Source organism: Sphingomonas hylomeconis, assembly GCF_025370105.1.
In the GTDB taxonomy this organism is placed as follows: domain Bacteria; phylum Pseudomonadota; class Alphaproteobacteria; order Sphingomonadales; family Sphingomonadaceae; genus Sphingomonas; species Sphingomonas hylomeconis.
This window is the reverse complement of record NZ_JANQBK010000001.1, coordinates 32,409-46,761: the sequence shown is the minus strand read 5'-3', so window position 1 is coordinate 46,761 and position 14,353 is coordinate 32,409. Positions and strand designations below refer to the sequence as shown.

General features: G+C 67.3%; 18 protein-coding genes, 1 tRNA gene and 1 pseudogene. 12 read left to right on the top strand and 8 right to left on the bottom strand.

The window, feature by feature from the left end; translation table 11 throughout:
* Nucleotides 1-5 precede the first annotated feature (5 nt).
* Nucleotides 6-608 carry a LemA family protein gene (locus tag NV401_RS00220; RefSeq protein WP_261292372.1) on the top strand — a complete coding sequence of 201 codons (603 nt, stop codon included), beginning with the start codon at nt 6-8 and terminating at the stop codon, nt 606-608.
* On the opposite strand, the gene NV401_RS00215 is transcribed toward NV401_RS00220, so the two are convergent.
* Entirely contained in the window at nt 605-769 is a 165-nt protein-coding gene (locus NV401_RS00215) for a hypothetical protein (protein WP_261292371.1), read from the bottom strand. The genes NV401_RS00220 and NV401_RS00215 overlap by 4 nt on opposite strands.
* On the opposite strand from NV401_RS00215, the gene NV401_RS00210 reads away from it, so the two are divergent.
* The 3 genes from NV401_RS00210 to aat are packed head-to-tail and all read left to right on the top strand — an operon-like array spanning nt 740 to nt 3,694.
* Nucleotides 740-2,176, top strand: a complete 1,437-nt coding sequence (locus tag NV401_RS00210) for a M48 family metallopeptidase (protein ID WP_261292370.1) — start codon at nt 740-742, stop codon at nt 2,174-2,176. The genes NV401_RS00215 and NV401_RS00210 overlap by 30 nt on opposite strands.
* Before the next feature lie 46 nt (nt 2,177-2,222).
* Entirely contained in the window at nt 2,223-2,936 is a 714-nt protein-coding gene (locus NV401_RS00205; RefSeq protein WP_261293044.1) for a ParA family protein, read from the top strand.
* Nucleotides 2,933-3,694 carry a leucyl/phenylalanyl-tRNA--protein transferase gene (gene aat, locus NV401_RS00200; RefSeq protein WP_261292369.1) on the top strand — a complete coding sequence of 254 codons (762 nt, stop codon included), beginning with the start codon at nt 2,933-2,935 and terminating at the stop codon, nt 3,692-3,694. The genes NV401_RS00205 and aat overlap by 4 nt, the downstream gene beginning before the upstream one ends.
* A 35-nt stretch (nt 3,695-3,729) precedes the next feature.
* On the opposite strand, the pseudogene NV401_RS00195 reads toward aat, so the two are convergent.
* The 5 genes and pseudogenes from NV401_RS00195 to NV401_RS00175 all read right to left on the bottom strand — a co-directional run.
* Nucleotides 3,730-3,963: pseudogene (locus NV401_RS00195) on the bottom strand (DUF2155 domain-containing protein); the annotation flags it as partial.
* A 212-nt stretch (nt 3,964-4,175) separates the two neighbouring features.
* On the bottom strand, nt 4,176-4,568 hold the full coding sequence (locus tag NV401_RS00190) for an NADH:ubiquinone oxidoreductase subunit NDUFA12 (RefSeq protein ID WP_261292368.1): 393 nt from the start codon (nt 4,566-4,568) through the stop codon (nt 4,176-4,178).
* 78 nt (nt 4,569-4,646) lie between these two features.
* Complete coding sequence (locus NV401_RS00185) at nt 4,647-5,141, bottom strand: DUF192 domain-containing protein (RefSeq protein ID WP_261292367.1); 495 nt, start codon at nt 5,139-5,141, stop codon at nt 4,647-4,649.
* Nucleotides 5,142-5,729: a cold-shock protein gene (locus NV401_RS00180; protein ID WP_380817254.1), complete on the bottom strand. Its 588-nt coding sequence runs from the start codon at nt 5,727-5,729 to the stop codon at nt 5,142-5,144.
* 73 nt (nt 5,730-5,802) lie between these two features.
* The gene (locus NV401_RS00175) at nt 5,803-6,357 is read right to left on the bottom strand and encodes a RecX family transcriptional regulator (RefSeq protein ID WP_261292366.1); all 555 of its coding nucleotides are present in this window, start codon (nt 6,355-6,357) and stop codon (nt 5,803-5,805) included.
* Between the two features lie 110 nt (nt 6,358-6,467).
* Between NV401_RS00175 and NV401_RS00170 the strand changes: the two genes are divergently transcribed.
* Nucleotides 6,468-8,228: a fatty acyl-AMP ligase gene (locus tag NV401_RS00170; RefSeq protein ID WP_261292365.1), complete on the top strand. Its 1,761-nt coding sequence runs from the start codon at nt 6,468-6,470 to the stop codon at nt 8,226-8,228.
* An 86-nt stretch (nt 8,229-8,314) separates the two neighbouring features.
* Nucleotides 8,315-10,669, top strand: coding sequence for a putative bifunctional diguanylate cyclase/phosphodiesterase (locus NV401_RS00165; RefSeq protein ID WP_261292364.1), 2,355 nt, complete (start codon nt 8,315-8,317; stop codon nt 10,667-10,669).
* Here NV401_RS00165 and NV401_RS00160 read toward each other — a convergent pair.
* Nucleotides 10,594-11,001 (bottom strand): hypothetical protein, encoded by a 408-nt coding sequence (locus NV401_RS00160; protein WP_261292363.1) that lies wholly within the window; start codon nt 10,999-11,001, stop codon nt 10,594-10,596. The two genes, NV401_RS00165 and NV401_RS00160, sit on opposite strands and share 76 nt — an antisense overlap.
* Before the next feature lie 219 nt (nt 11,002-11,220).
* Here NV401_RS00160 and NV401_RS00155 point away from each other — a divergent pair, with 219 nt between their 5' ends.
* Together NV401_RS00155 and NV401_RS00150 are read left to right on the top strand one after the other, a co-directional pair.
* The gene (locus NV401_RS00155; protein WP_261292362.1) at nt 11,221-11,574 is read left to right on the top strand and encodes a DUF4440 domain-containing protein; all 354 of its coding nucleotides are present in this window, start codon (nt 11,221-11,223) and stop codon (nt 11,572-11,574) included.
* A gap of 29 nt (nt 11,575-11,603) precedes the next feature.
* Entirely contained in the window at nt 11,604-12,068 is a 465-nt protein-coding gene (locus NV401_RS00150) for a DUF3429 domain-containing protein (protein WP_261292361.1), read from the top strand.
* Between the two features lie 46 nt (nt 12,069-12,114).
* Here the strand turns inward: NV401_RS00150 and NV401_RS00145 are convergent, their stop codons facing one another.
* Nucleotides 12,115-12,765 carry an SOS response-associated peptidase gene (locus tag NV401_RS00145; RefSeq protein WP_261292360.1) on the bottom strand — a complete coding sequence of 217 codons (651 nt, stop codon included), beginning with the start codon at nt 12,763-12,765 and terminating at the stop codon, nt 12,115-12,117.
* Between the two features lie 185 nt (nt 12,766-12,950).
* On the opposite strand from NV401_RS00145, the gene NV401_RS00140 reads away from it, so the two are divergent.
* The 4 genes from NV401_RS00140 to NV401_RS00125 all read left to right on the top strand — a co-directional run bounded on the left by NV401_RS00140 (nt 12,951) and on the right by NV401_RS00125 (nt 14,351).
* Nucleotides 12,951-13,199, top strand: coding sequence for a hypothetical protein (locus tag NV401_RS00140; protein ID WP_261292359.1), 249 nt, complete (start codon nt 12,951-12,953; stop codon nt 13,197-13,199).
* Nucleotides 13,200-13,233: 34 nt separating this feature from the next.
* A complete protein-coding gene (locus tag NV401_RS00135) occupies nt 13,234-13,788 on the top strand; it encodes a 3'-5' exonuclease (protein WP_261292358.1) in 555 nt (184 codons plus the stop codon).
* Nucleotides 13,785-14,120 (top strand): hypothetical protein, encoded by a 336-nt coding sequence (locus NV401_RS00130; RefSeq protein ID WP_261292357.1) that lies wholly within the window; start codon nt 13,785-13,787, stop codon nt 14,118-14,120. The genes NV401_RS00135 and NV401_RS00130 overlap by 4 nt, the downstream gene beginning before the upstream one ends.
* A 154-nt stretch (nt 14,121-14,274) precedes the next feature.
* Nucleotides 14,275-14,351, top strand: a tRNA-Trp gene (locus NV401_RS00125).
* Nucleotides 14,352-14,353: the final 2 nt, after the last annotated feature.

Genomic DNA, 14,353 nt, shown 5'->3' with positions numbered 1-14,353 from the left:
TTGCGTTGGAAACGGATCTGCATGGTCGCCTGGTGCGGGCGACCAACTTCGTGCTCGATCATTGGTGGATCTGGCCGCTGGCAATCCTGGTATTGTGGTTAGGCTTGTGGCTGAAGGGTCGCCACGCGCTGGCCGCGCGGCTCGATGAGCGCGCCGATGCCGCCTTCGGCGATGTCGATGCGCTGCTGATCGAGCGCAAGACGCTGATCGGCAACCTCGCCGAGGTGGTTCGCGCGTTCGCCACGCGTGAACATGATGTGATCCGCGACGTGCTCGACGCCCGGGTGGATGCGCTAGAGGCGATCGACGGCGCGATCCGGGCGGAGACCCAGGTCGCCGGTGTGCTGCAAAACCTGTTCACGGTCAGCGACCAATATCCGGCGTTGGCGTCGGCCAATCACTATGCCCGGCTGCGCGACGATCTGATCCGTATCGAGGATCGCATCACGGCGGCCCGCCGCTTCTACAATCTGGCGGTCGAGGAAGCCAATGCCACGCGCCAGGCCTTTCCGGCGAACCTGTTTCCCGCCAAGACCCCGCCGCGCGACAAGTTCAGCCTGGGGGAACGGCGCGCCGAATTCGCCGAACCGGTCTCCATCTCGCTCTAGGTCGGGCGATGCGGCGCAAGCTTCCGACGACCGGCTATATCGCGCACGCCGATGCCAATCGGCGGCGGTTCGTCCTGCTGTTCGCCGGCTATCTGCTCGGCTTTCAGCTGGTCGGCGCCTTCGCGCTGACGATGATCCTGCTGCTGGTCGATCGGCAGCACACCATCCTCACTGATCCAGTCGCTTATGCCCTGCGCTATGCCGCGCCGCTCGTGTTGCTCGCTGCGCTTGTCTTCTGGCACATCTATCGGCGCCATGCGCAGTTCGTCGCTACGGCGCTGAACGTCAGCTTCGTGGAGCGCGCGCAGGAACCGCGCTTTGTCGCGATCGCCGAAGAACAATGTACGGCGCTTGGCGTTCGTCTGCCGCGTTTCGGGCTGATCGAGGCGCCGGAGCCCAATGCGCTTACCGTCGGCACCGGACCATCGGCCGGCATGATCGCCGTGACGCGCGGGCTGCTTGATCGGCTGGACGATGACGAACTCGCTGCCGTGCTCGCGCATGAAGCATCGCATATTCGCCAGGGCGACACGCGGGTATTGGCGGCAAACCATGCGCTGATGCGCACGGCGGTGTTGTTCCAGACGCATAACGTGTTGCGGATCGAGGATTGGCGTCAATTATGGCTTCCGCTGGTCCTGCCGCCGGTCCTGATCCTGATGATCGCCGGCGGCGCGGCGACGCAAGCGTCGATGCGCTACGCGCGCTGGGCGCAACGCGGCGTTCGCCTGAGTCGCGATCATATCGCTGATGGCGAGGCGGTCCGTGTGACGCACTTCCCCGAAGCATTGGTATCGGCATTGGAAAAGATCGGTGGCCACGGCGCATTTCGGCACAGCGCGCGTGTCGATGGTCTTCTGTTCGATGGACGTGCGGACCGCGAGGGGGGAACCCACCCCACCGCCGCGGATCGTATTGCCGCGATAACCGCATTGGGCCGCGGGTTGATGGACCCGGGCCGTCGGCGACGTGACACGCGCAGACAGCCGAGGCTCGTTCCCGCCGGGGCCTTCGGACGTCGCGCGGCGCCTGTGGCGGAGCCGATCGAGGGGCGATTTCACTTCGAGTATGATGCCGAAGGCAAGCCACTGGAAGAACCGCCGACGCCGACGATGGAAATGCTGTGGCTACAATTCACCGATCGTGCAGCCTACAAACGCTGGATCCACGGCCTGACCGCTTGGTACGAATGGCGCGCGAGCGACCAGCGAAACGCGCTGGGCATCGCCCCGCGCATGATCCTCCCGCTGGCCGCCGTCGCGATGTTCCTTACCGTATTCCATTGGCCGGCGGATAACGATCCGGCGAAGTTCGCCCGCGTATTTGATCCCGCCGGCGCGGTCGGTTGGGCCAGCAAGATCGTCGACTTCGAGGCACCGTGCGATGAAATGCGCTTTGAGCAGGGCCGCTGTAAACCCGGTGCTCGCCCGATGTCGCTGGCGCAACAGCGGCAGGGAGCGGACATCATCCTGATCGTCATGCCGCTGTTAATGTTCTTCTTTCTCTACTGTGCGATTTTCAGCCCGAAAACGCTGTTATGGCTGTTCCGCGTCAAGAAAGAACGGTGACGCCGCCGCCTTGCGCCTGCAACAATGCTGCGCCACGATGGCGCTCATGTCCACGATCGCCATCTACAGCCTGAAGGGCGGGGTCGGGAAGACGACGCTGGCCGTCAATCTGGCCTGGGCCTCGGCTGCGCTGTCGTCGCGTCGCACCTTGTTATGGGATCTCGATCCGCAGGCCGCCTCCAGCTACATCCTGTCCGGTGCACGCGCCAAGGAGCCGGCACAGGCGGTTTTCTCGAAGGATCTCGCGCCCGAGCAGCTGATCCGCCGTACCGATATCGAGCGGCTCGACCTGCTGCCGGCCGACGCATCGCTGCGCGGGCTCGATCTGCTGTTCCACGAACTCGACAAGAAGAAGCGGCTCGCCAAATTGCTCACCGGGCTTGCCCGAAGCTATGACCGTATCCTGCTCGATTGCCCGCCCGGGCTGACCGAGACCAGCGATCAGGTGATGCGCGCGGCCGACCTGATCGTCGCGCCGGTCATTCCCTCGCCGCTGTCCGAGCGCGCTTATGCCGAGGTGATCAAGCATCTCGGCGACCGGGCGGACGTGCTGCCGGTCTATTCGATGGTTGATCGGCGTCGCACGCTGCACGCCGACGCGCTCGCCCGCCATCCCGACTGGCCGGTGATTCCGATGGCCAGCGTGATCGAATCGATGACGGTCCACCGCGCGCCGCTCGGCAGCTTCGCCGGAAAGTCGTCCGGCGGTCAGGCCTTCGCCGCGCTGTGGCAGGGCATCGAACGGCGGCTCGCGGTATGACGCGCGTGCCGGGCCGCGCGGCGCACGAAGCCGTGCCGCTCGATCCACGGATGGTGCTCGGCGCCTATTCGGTCGGCGCCTTCCCGATGGCCGATGCGCGCACCGCACGAAGCATCTACTGGGTCGAGCCCCGGGAACGCGCGATCCTGCCGCTGGATGGCTTCCATCTGTCGAAATCGTTGCGCAAGACGCTTACCGCCGATCGCTTCCGGATTACCGCCGATCAGGCCTTTCCCGCGATCATCCAGCTCTGCGCCGAAGCCGCCGCGGATCGCCCCGACACCTGGATCAACGGCCAGATCGAACAGGTCTATCTCGAGCTGCACGCCATGGGCTTCGCGCATTCGATCGAGGTGTGGGACGGGGATCGCCTCGTCGGCGGGCTTTACGGCCTGGCGCTGGGCCGCGCCTTTTTCGGCGAATCGATGGTCAGCCGTGCGCGCGACGCCTCCAAGGTGGCGATCGCCGCGCTCGTCGCACGGTTGCGCGTCGGCGGGTTCACCCTGCTCGATTGCCAGTTCATGACCGATCATCTCGCCACACTGGGCGCGATCGAGATATCGCGGCGGAGTTATCTGACGCTGTTGTCCGGTGCGGTGTCCGACGTTACCGGCGCCGGCGCGACCGCCGCCGCCGGCGATTTCTTCGCGCTCGATCGCGGTGTGGCGGCTCCTTCGGCGCCGCTCGCCCCGCCGCTGACCGAGTTCGGTCCGCCTTCCGGGAAGGTCATCGCGCAACTCTTGGTCCACACGTCGTAGATCGGGTGCGGGACCACGTTGAGGCCCGGCCGCTCCTTGTACAGCCAGCCCGAAAAGACCCGTCGGAACTGCCGATCGGTGCCCTGCACGTCGAGTTGTACGAACGCGCCGGTATAGGGCTGCTGCTCCCACGGCGCAGTGCGTTCGCAGGCCCGCAGCCGGATCACCACGTCGCCCAGGCGCACGGCCTCGCCCGGCTTCAAGGTCACGTCGCGGGCGACGCCGTTGCGCTTGTTGAGTAGACCGAGCACCGCGACGCGCTGCTTCATCGGCGTCGCGCCGAACGAGGGATCCGCCCCGCCCGACACGTCGACCGTGGTCACGTCGCCCTGTTGCGGCGCCTCGTCCAGCGCGGTGCGGATATCAGGGCGCGTGTCGACCGCCACCGCCGCCGGGCGGCTGTGCAGCTGATCGTAGCCATAATAGCCAGCCGCGCCGAGCCCGGCGACGAGCGCCGTCACGCCCAGCCAGCGCTGCAGGTTCACGCGTCCGGCGTCCAGGCTTCGTAATCGCCGGTCGCGGCGGCGCGTCTGCCGCCCTTTTCCAGCGCCCCTGCCGGACGATAGGCAAGCGGCGTGCCGGTCATGTTGGGCACGGCGGGCTGCTGCCATGCGCGGGCAGCGGGCAGCGCGCGTTCGGGCAAATCGTCGACCTGATGGTGCAGCCAGCTGAACCATTCCGGCGCGACACGGCTTGCGTCATTGGCGCCGTTATAGATTACCCAGCGCCGCGGGTTGCCGTTGGTGTCGCTGCCACCCTGGTAGTAGACGTTGCCCAGCGAATCCTCGCCGACCACTGCCTTGCCGCGCAGGCCGAACCAGGTGCCGATCGTGGCGCCGTTCCACCAGGTGAATGGATTGAGATTGATGCCCATGGCGCCCCAATAGCCGGGCGAATGGGCTCGTGGCAATTCGTCAAATGCGGAGGCGCAGGGCTCTGGCCTAACAGCGGCTCACTTGGCCGGCCCGCCCGGCCAAATCACCGTATCGCCCTCGCCGATCCCGAGCTCGCTGGCGCGTCCGCCATTCAGCTCCAGCACGGCCGCCACCGGCTCGCCCGACGGCACCGGCGATTCGGAAAACGGCACCGTATTCTCGGCAATCCGCGCGATCGTGCCGTCGGCGCGGATGAAGAGGATGTCGAGGCTGCTCGGCGTGTTCTTCATCCAGAAATTCGCGTCACGCGGCGCGCCGCCGTCCGCCGGATAGGGTGCGAACAGCATGCCGACGTCCTTGGGAATGTCGGTGCGGAACATCAGCCCCTTTTCCTGCTCGGCGGGCGTCTTGGCGAGTTCGACCGTGAAGGCATGCGTACCGGTCGCGCTCTTGATCGTCAGCGGCAACCTCCCCTGGCTATCCGGCTCCGAACCGGAATCGCTCTGGTTGCACGCGCCAGTCAGCGTCAGCCCGCTCAGCGCGAGCGCCACCATCGTCCGCCGAACGATCATTTACCGGTCCTCTTCGACCTCGACCGCAAGCGGGCCCTTGCGCCCGTCGACGATCCGCGCGCGCAACCGTTGCGCGGGTTCGACCTCGACAACCCCTGCACGACGCAAGGTTTCCATGTGCACGAAGATATCGGCCGAATTGCTGTCCCGGACCAGGAAGCCATAGCCCTTCAGGCGGTTGAACCATTTGATCGTCACGCCCTCGAACGGACCGGCCTGATCGAGCAGGCCGGTCGGGTCGACGCGGTCCGCGGTTGCCCGCTGCCGGACCGGCGTTTCGATCGCGTTGGTCAGATCGATCGACAGTATCTCGGTCGCCTGCAGCCCGCGGTCGCGCGGCGTTGCATAGCATTCGATCCGCGCGCCTTCGGGCAGGCTGCGCCGGCCATGCGGCTGCAACACCGAGAAATGGATCAGGATATCGCCCACGCCCGGTTCGTCACCGACCACGAAGCCGAAGCCGCGCGTCACATCGAACCATTTCAGCGTACCGGCATAGCGACGCTCGTCCGGAGACGGGTCTCCGGAACGCGCTTGCTCTGGCTCTTCGGTCCGGCTCCCAACAGCCGACTGCGCACTCGAACGCATCGTTAATTCCCCCGAACCGGTTCTTAGCACGTCTCGCACCTGCGAAAAAAGGCCCCGCCGCGCGATTTCCTCGTCAATCATGGGACAAGTCGTCGACCGAGGCCCCCGGCGCCATGGTCGCGATGCGCCGCGACAGCGTGAAATCGTGTCCGCCGCGAATCATCGTACCGATCTGCTTTTCACGCAAGGCCCGGTCGGGAAGCGCCGTGGCGAACGGGCCGATGCGCTTTTTGCGCGCGAAAGTCAGCGCCGCCTGGACCGCGCGATCCTCGATCGCCGGGGCCAGCGCCGCCGCATCCTCCTCCGCGATACCCGCTTGGCGGAACGCGACACTGACGCGGCGCTGGCCCAGCCCGCGTCTTGCCATCGCCGCCGCGCGCGCTTCGCCAAAGGCCAGATCATTGACATAACCGAGCGCCGCCATCTTTTCGGCCAGTGCCGCCGGGTCGGCTGCGGCTCCCTCCCAACCACGCTCGCGTATCTTGCGCAGGAGATAGTCGGTCAGCCGCCCCCGCGTGGTCGAGAAGCGTTCGACATAGCGTAGTGCCAGTCGCTCGAGCGCGGCCGTGTCCAGCGGCGGGGGCGAACAGCGCTCCTTGGGAGCGCCTCGAGACGGGCGTGGCGGCATGCGCCATCATTGTGCCACAGTCGGAACGGATTTTGAACGCGCACGGATCGTATTGCGGTACGCGTCCGAAATAGCGACGGGATCGACCGTTACCCAAAGGCACAGGAAGTATGACGACAGACGTTTTGCAGCAGGACGAGCGACCAGCGGCGCTAGTCGCGACGCCGACCGCGGATTCGCTGCCGCGGCGCTTCGCCGATTTCGACACGCTGGGCGCGGCGATGGATTATGCCGCCACTGGCGCACGCGGGCTGAATTTTCACGATGCGCGCGGCAGCCTGGTGCGTGCCTATCCGTTTCGTGAGATGCGCCAGGACGCGCTGGCCATGGCGCGCCGCCTGATCGCAGCCGGTATCACGCCGCAGGACCGCATCGCGCTCGTCGCCGAGACCGGACCTGAATTCGCCGCCCTGTTTTTCGGGGTGATCTATGCCGGTGCCTGGCCGGTGCCGTTGCCGCTTCCGACGTCGTTCGGCGGCAAGGATTCCTATATCGAACAGCTTCGGGTGCAGCTTTCCAGCTGCGACCCGACGATGCTGATCTATCCACCCGAACTGGCAGAAATGGCCGGTGCCGCCGCGCGCGCCGCCGGGGTCGAGGGGATCGACTGGACCGAATTCGCCGAGCGCGCCGCGCCGGAGGTTGCGCTGCCGCAGGCGCGCGGCGAGGATATCGCCTATCTGCAATATTCCAGCGGCTCGACGCGCTTCCCGCACGGCGTCGCGATCACGCACCATGCGTTGCTCAACAATCTTGCCGCGCACAGCCACGGCATGGAAGTGGTCGACAGCGATCGCTGCGTGTCGTGGCTGCCCTGGTATCACGACATGGGGCTGGTCGGCTGCTTCCTCTCGCCGGTCGCCAACCAGGTTTCGACCGATTATCTCAAGACCGAGGATTTCGCGCGGCGCCCGCTTGCCTGGCTCGATTTGATCAGCCGTAACGAGGGCACCACGCTCTCCTATTCGCCGACCTTCGGCTACGACATCTGCGCACGCCGCATCTCGACGCAGATCAAGGCCGGTGACCGTTTCGATCTGTCGCGCTGGCGCGTGGCGGGCAACGGCGCCGATATGATCCGCCCGGACGTGATGCAGAGTTTCGTCGACGCCTTCGCCGATGCCGGGTTCAAGGCGAGCGCCTTCCTGCCGAGCTACGGCCTGGCCGAGGCCACGCTGGCGGTGTCGATCATGCCGCCGGGCGAAGGCATCCGCGTCGAGCTGGTCGAGGAAACCCAATTGTCCGGTGTCGCGGCCGGGCAGGATCGCCCGCAGCGTTTCCGCGCGATCGTCAATTGCGGCAAGCCCGCGCGCGACATGACGATCGAAATCCGCGAGGAAGACGGCACGCCGCTGCCCGAGCGCGCGATCGGCAAAGTCTGGTGCACCGGACCGTCGCTGATGGTCGGCTATTTCCGTGACGAGGCGGCGACCGCCGCATGCATGGCCGATGGCTGGCTCGATACCGGCGACATGGGCTATCTCAGCGACGGCTATATCTACATCGTCGGTCGCGCGAAGGACATGATCATCGTCAACGGCCGCAACCATTGGCCGCAGGACATCGAATGGGCGGTCGAGCAGCTGCCCGGCTTCAAGGCCGGCGATATCGCCGCCTTCGCGATCACCACGCCGGGCGGCGAGGAAACCCCCGCTGTTTTGGTGCAGTGCCGTAGCTCTGATGATGCTGAACGCCTTCGGCTGCGCGAGGAAATACGCGAGCGCGTGCGCTCCGTGACGGGCATGAACTGCGTGATCGAACTGATCCCGCCGCGCACACTGCCGCGCACCAGCTCGGGCAAACTGAGCCGCGCCAAGGCCCGCAACCTGTATCTCAGCGGCGACATCAAGCCGTACGACATGGCGGCGTAACGTACGGCGTGCGACACGCAAATAATCGACCCAAAGCGGCGCGCATTCTAACCTTCCGCTAACCAGCGGCGGTGTATCAGGCGCGGGTGAGAACCCAGCCCGCCTCCCAGTTCGCCCACCCCCGGATCGACGCGCGCGCGCTGCTCGGGCTGTACGACCCTGCCGACACGACCGATTGGGGCCCGATCCGCGCCGCGCAACTCAATGCCGGCGCGCATCTCGCCTTGTTCCTGCTGGCCACCAATGTCGTCGGCGCGACGCTGGTCGCGCTGCTGCTCGCGCCGATCGTGCCGGTCTGGGCATTGGTCAGTTGGGGCGCGCTGACCACCGCCGTCGGCACCGCGGTCGCCTTCCGCCGGCTCGCCTCGCGCCACCGTACGGACATCACCGCGACGCTCCGCGACGTGCGCGACACCGTGCTCGACGGCATCGCGCTGGCCGCGGTCTGGTCGATCCCGCCGCTCGCCGTGGGGGTGCGCGCCGATCCCGCTGCGGCCTTCGGCCTGTGGATCGTGCTGTCGATCCTGATGACCGCCTCGGCCGTGGCGATGGCCGCGCTGCCGCTCGCCACGATGAGTTTCCTGGTCATCGTCGGCTGCGCGCTGGCGGTGATGCTGTGGTTCGTCGCCGGGCCGCTGTTCGCGGTCGCGATCCTGCTGTTCACCACGCTGCTGATGATCGGCTGCTTCTCGCGCGGCCGCGCGCTGGTGGTGATCCGCGCCGGAGAGATCGCGCTTGCCGAGCGCGACGAAACGGTGAGCCTGTTGCTGCGCGAGTTCGAGGATCACAGCGCCGACTGGCTGTGGGAAACCGATGCCCAGCGCCGCATCGTCCGCGCATCGTCGCGCTTTGCGCATTCGGTCGGGCTCGATCCCGTGACGGTCAACGGCAAGCCCTTCCTCGAGGTCCTGGCCGGGCGCACCTGGGAAGCGGGCGAATTCACTCCGGGCCTGCACGTGCTGGCGGAAAAACTGAAGGCGCGCGAGCCGTTCCGCGATCTCGTGCTGGCCGTGCCGGTCGGCGACGAGGAACGCTGGTGGTCGATCACCGCCTCGCCGCGCCATGACGACAGCGGCGCCTTTCTCGGTTTTCGCGGCGTCGGGTCCGACGTCACCGAGCAGCGCGCCTCGAACGACAAGATCAACCGCATGGCACGGTTCGACACGCTGACCAGCCTGCCCAATCGCCTGCTGATCCACGAGGCGCTCGGCCGGGCGATGGCCGAAGCGGAAAAATGGGGCAGCAAATGCGCCTTCATGATGATCGATCTCGATCGCTTCAAAGCCGTCAACGACACGCTGGGCCATCCGATCGGCGATCGCCTGCTCGGCCGCGTGTCCGAGCGGCTCGGGCAGCTGGTGACCGAGAACGAAACGATCGGCCGCCTCGGGGGTGACGAGTTCGCTGTCGTGGTGCGGGACGCCGGCCAGCCCGAGCGCATCGAAAAGCTCGCCCGCCAGATCATCGAAACGCTGTCGCGCCCCTATGAGCTCGATCAACACACGCTGTATATCGGCGCCAGCATCGGCGTCGCGGTCGGCCCGCGCGACGGGAGGACCGCGGAAATGCTGATCCGCTCCGCCGATCTCGCGCTCTACCGCTCCAAGGATGCTGGCGGCGGCACGTTCCATTGCTACGAGCCGCAATTGCACGTCCAGGCCGAGGAACGCCGCGTGCTCGAACTGGCGCTGCGCCAGGCCGTCGCCAATGGCGAGATGCATCTCAACTACCAGCCGGTCGTCGATGCCGGCACCGGCACGCTCACCGGCTTCGAGGCATTGCTGCGCTGGACGCATCCCGAACTCGGCACGATCTCGCCGGCCAAGTTCGTTCCCCTGGCCGAGGATGCGCGGATGATCGCGCCGATCGGCGAATGGGTGCTGCGCACCGCCTGCACCGAGGCGATGCGCTGGGCCAATCCGGTGCGCGTCGCAGTCAACGTGTCGCCCGAGCAGCTGCACAATCCGGCCTTTGTCACCGTCGTCGCCTCCGCGCTCGCCAATAGCGGCCTGCCGGCCGACCGGCTCGAGCTGGAAGTGACCGAAAGCGTGTTCATGAAGGAAGGCACGTGCGCGGTCCGCGTGCTCGAACAGATACTCGATCTCGGCGTGCGGCTCAGCCTCGACGATTTCGGCACCGGCTACAGTTCGCTAGGCTATCTCAGCCGCACCCGCTTCTCCTCGATCAAGATCGACCGCAGCTTCGTGACCCAGGCCTCGAAAGGCGTGCGCGAGGCGATCGCGATCATTCGCGCGGTCGTCGCGCTGGCGAGTAGCCTCGGCATGGCCACCACGGCCGAAGGGGTGGAGACCGAGGACGAACATCTGATGGTGCAGCAGCTCGGCTGCACCAAGGTGCAGGGTTACTATTTCGGCCGCCCCCTGCCCGTCGAGGAAGCCCGCGCTGTCGCCGGCCGCAGCCAGGAAGCCGCCGCGGCCTGATAAGGGCTATCGCCGGCCACCCGGCGCCCGTCGTCGTGTGCGGCGGCGGCCGTTCCGGTCCGTGGTGAGTACGACCCGGGGCGGCGCTGCCATCGTCCGCTGATTGCGACCCGATCGAAGATGTGGCGCCCGAGCATGACGAGCGTCGATCCGACGCTGGCGAACAGGAAGGCGGCGGCGGCGAGCGCATAGGCGATGGCCGGCGGCGCCGCCGGGGCGGGCAAGCGAAGCTGCGCCAGCGCGCCGACCGCCAGATAGGAGAGCGTGCAGCCGAGCATGCCGGCTGCCCGGATCGACAGGTCGATCGTTCGTTCGTGGAACCGCTGCACCATGCCACCCCTCCGTGAAGTGGCGCTTCAGCTATCGGGTCGCGCATAGTGTTTCGAGATCGAAACCGGCATTTCGCATAGCGACCGCGTAGCATGCGGCCGTCCGGCGCGGTTTCGCGCAAACCCATCGCGGCGGCGTCGACCCGGAAATGGCGCGTCCGGGCCGCGCGGGGGAACGTTCTACCACCGCAAGTCTTGAGCATCCTGGAACAGGAGACAATCATGGACGACGATCGCGTGTGGCATTTCGAGGAAAGCCTGTGGACCGGGGACGCGGAACATTACCGCGCGCTGATCGACGAGGCGTGCCTGATGGTCCTGCCGACACCGCCCTATGTGCTGGGCGGCGACGAGGCGGTCGCGGCGGTTGCCGACACGCCGCGCTGGAGTGCGGTGACGTTTGCGCAGCAGCGCATCGCGCGCCCGGAAGAAGGCCTGATCGTCGTCGCCTATCAGATCGAGGCGGTGCGCGACGACGAGCGTTATACCGCGCACTGCACCTCGACCTATCGCCGCCGCAACCATGAGGACTGGCAGGTCGTGCAGCACCAGCAAACCCCGCCGCTCACGCGGTGACGGCGGTGTCGGATTCAGATCCGACGCCCGTGGCGCGCGACGTTGCCCCCGGCACGCCGCGCCTCGCCTTCTGGCTCGGCTTTGCCGGGCTGATCCCACAAGCGCTGGCGCTGATCGCCGTTGTGGCCGGCAATCCGGAGGCGCGCTTCTCCGCGCTTGCGCTGGCTTATGCCTATGCAGCCCTGATCCTGAGTTTTTTGGGCGGGATGTGGTGGGGGCTGGCGGCGCAGGCGCGCGGGCGCGTGCCGGCCTGGCTGTGGGTCGCGGCGGTGCTGCCGTCGCTGATCGCACTGGCATCGGTGCTACCCTGGGCGACGGGGGCAAGCTGGCCTGGCCCGTCGCTGGCGCTACTCGGCATCACCTTGCTCGGCTCGCTGGCAGTCGACCGCCAGCTGCGGGCGGCCGGCCTGTGCCCGCCCTGGTGGCTGTGGCTGCGCGTGCCGCTGTCGGTCGGCCTGGGCGGGATGACGCTGGCGATCGCAGCGTTTTCCTGAAACGGTGCGAGGGGAGACCGGTCGACCGATGGCCCCCTGGCGATCGTCACAGCAGTGTCGGCAGTGCCTCCGGCGGCGTTGCCCGCTTGCTCCACCGCTCGCTCGTCCGCTGCATCTCGATCAGCGCGTCGGGGAAACAGCGGTTCTGGAATGCGACGAGATCGTCGAGGCTGCCGTGCAGCCAGCGCTCATAGTCGTCGGGCAGCAGCAGGACCGGCATGCGATCGTGCACCGGGCGGATCGCCGCGTTGCAATCCGTCATGACGCCCGAATAGACATCGCCCCATTCCGCGCTGTGGCGCCACAGGCCGCCCCAGGCGAAGATCGGCTGCCCCGTCACGCTGAACCAGGTCCGCGTCTTGGCGCCCTTCGGCCCCTCCGCTTCGGCAAAGCCGGTCACCGGGATCAGGCAGCGCGATTCGGGTTTGCGCGCCAGGGCGACCCACATGTTCTTGGTCACATCGGCGATGTTGTTGACCGGTTTCGGCTTGGAATCGGGCTTCATGCTCTTGAGGCGCAGCGGAAAGCCCCAGGTCATCGACCGCAGCAGGCGCGCCCCGTCCTGCTCGCGCACGACCAGCCCGGGCGAACCGGGATAGCTTTCGTCCGGCGCGTTGAACTGCTGCACCGGCGCGGACACCCTGAAATGCGCGGCGACCTCCGCGGCGCTTTTCCTGACGGTATAGAGATTGCACATCGCCCTGCCCCTCGGTCGATCCGGGATGCACGGTCTGTCACCGTTCGCTGTGCATCACAACGCCGCCTGGTGCTGCCTTCGTGCGAGGCGAACAATTTTCGCCCCGCGCGCCGCGCGGCATTGCGAAATCCCCGCCCCGCCCGACATGAAGGCAGATACCCGGCCGGCAACGATAGCGGATGACGATGACCACGAACGATATTCTCGACCTGATGGTGGCGGCGCTGGTGCGCAAATCGGGCGGAAGCAACAGACACTGGCGGCTGGCGATCGGCCCGGTCGCGGTCTATTCGTCCGCCACGCATCCGCATTGCAACTGGTCGGTATCCCCCTCGGGCAGCGCGCGCGACACTGCCGCGATCGAGCAATTGCTGGACAGCGTCAGGCTGTCGCACCCGATCGTCACCGACGTGCGACGCCCGCATGCCCGATAGCGGCCCGCCGCTCGCGCCAGGCGCAAAGCGTGGGATGTTCGTGTTTCTCGATTTCGAGGCATCGTCGCTGGCCAAGCGCGGCTATCCGATCGAGGTCGCCTGGGTGTTCGAGGACGGCACGTCGGAGGCGCATCTGATCCGCCCGGCGCCGGGCTGGGAGGATTGGAGCGCGGATGCCGAGGCGATCCACCGCATTTCGCGCCCGCTGCTCGACGCCGAGGGTGTGGCGCATGACGTGGTGGCGCGGCGGATGGTCGAGACGCTGACCGGGCATGACCTGCTCGCCTCCGCGCCGAGCTGGGACGGGAAGTGGCTGAGCGCGTTGCTGCGCGCCGCCGGCTATCCCAAACATACGCTGCGCCTGCGCGACACCGAGGCGGCACAGCGCGAGACGGCGACGGCCTTGCTGAAGGACGTCGTCGCGGCGGAGGCGCTCGCGGCGGCGGTCGAGAACATCCTCGTCCTGACCGGCGTGCGCGACCGGGACGGGCCGCCGGCACACCGGGCTTTGCCCGACGCGGTGGAGGAACGGCAGCGGTGGCTTGCCGTGCGCGACGAAGCGACGCAACGCGCGGCGGTGCAGCCGTGAGCAAGGAGCGGACGCCCCCGCCGACCACCCCGGATGGCCGCCACATCGTCGTGCGCGGCAGGCTCTGGCGCACCGCCGATCCCCGGCTCAGTGCGGCGCAACGCGCAGCGCTGGTGGCGCAACTGATGGATGCGCGCCGCGCAGTCGCGGCGGCGCGGCGGGCGGACGACAAGCAGGCGGCGCAGACCGCCCATGCCGCGGTCGGATCGGCCAAGACCGCATTGGGCGAGCGCGGTCCGGTGTGGTGGGACGATGGCGCGCCCGATCTCAACCGCCGGATGGCCCGCAACACGCTTTATGCCGATTGGTTCGCGACGGTCGACGGCGATTGAGCGGCGTTGCACGGCCGTAATGCGCGGCGCCTTCGTCGCGGGCGGGCACGGACCAGCGCGCCGCATCTTTTTTCGGCCAGGTCGATCGATCCGGGCGCCTTACCCAGCGTTCGCTCTTGCCCCCCCGAACGGAGGAGGGTAGAGGCGCGGGGATAGGGGTGTAGCTCAGTTGGTTAGAGCGTCGGTCTCCAAAACCGAAGGCCCACGGTTCGAGTCCGTGCTCCCCTGCCATT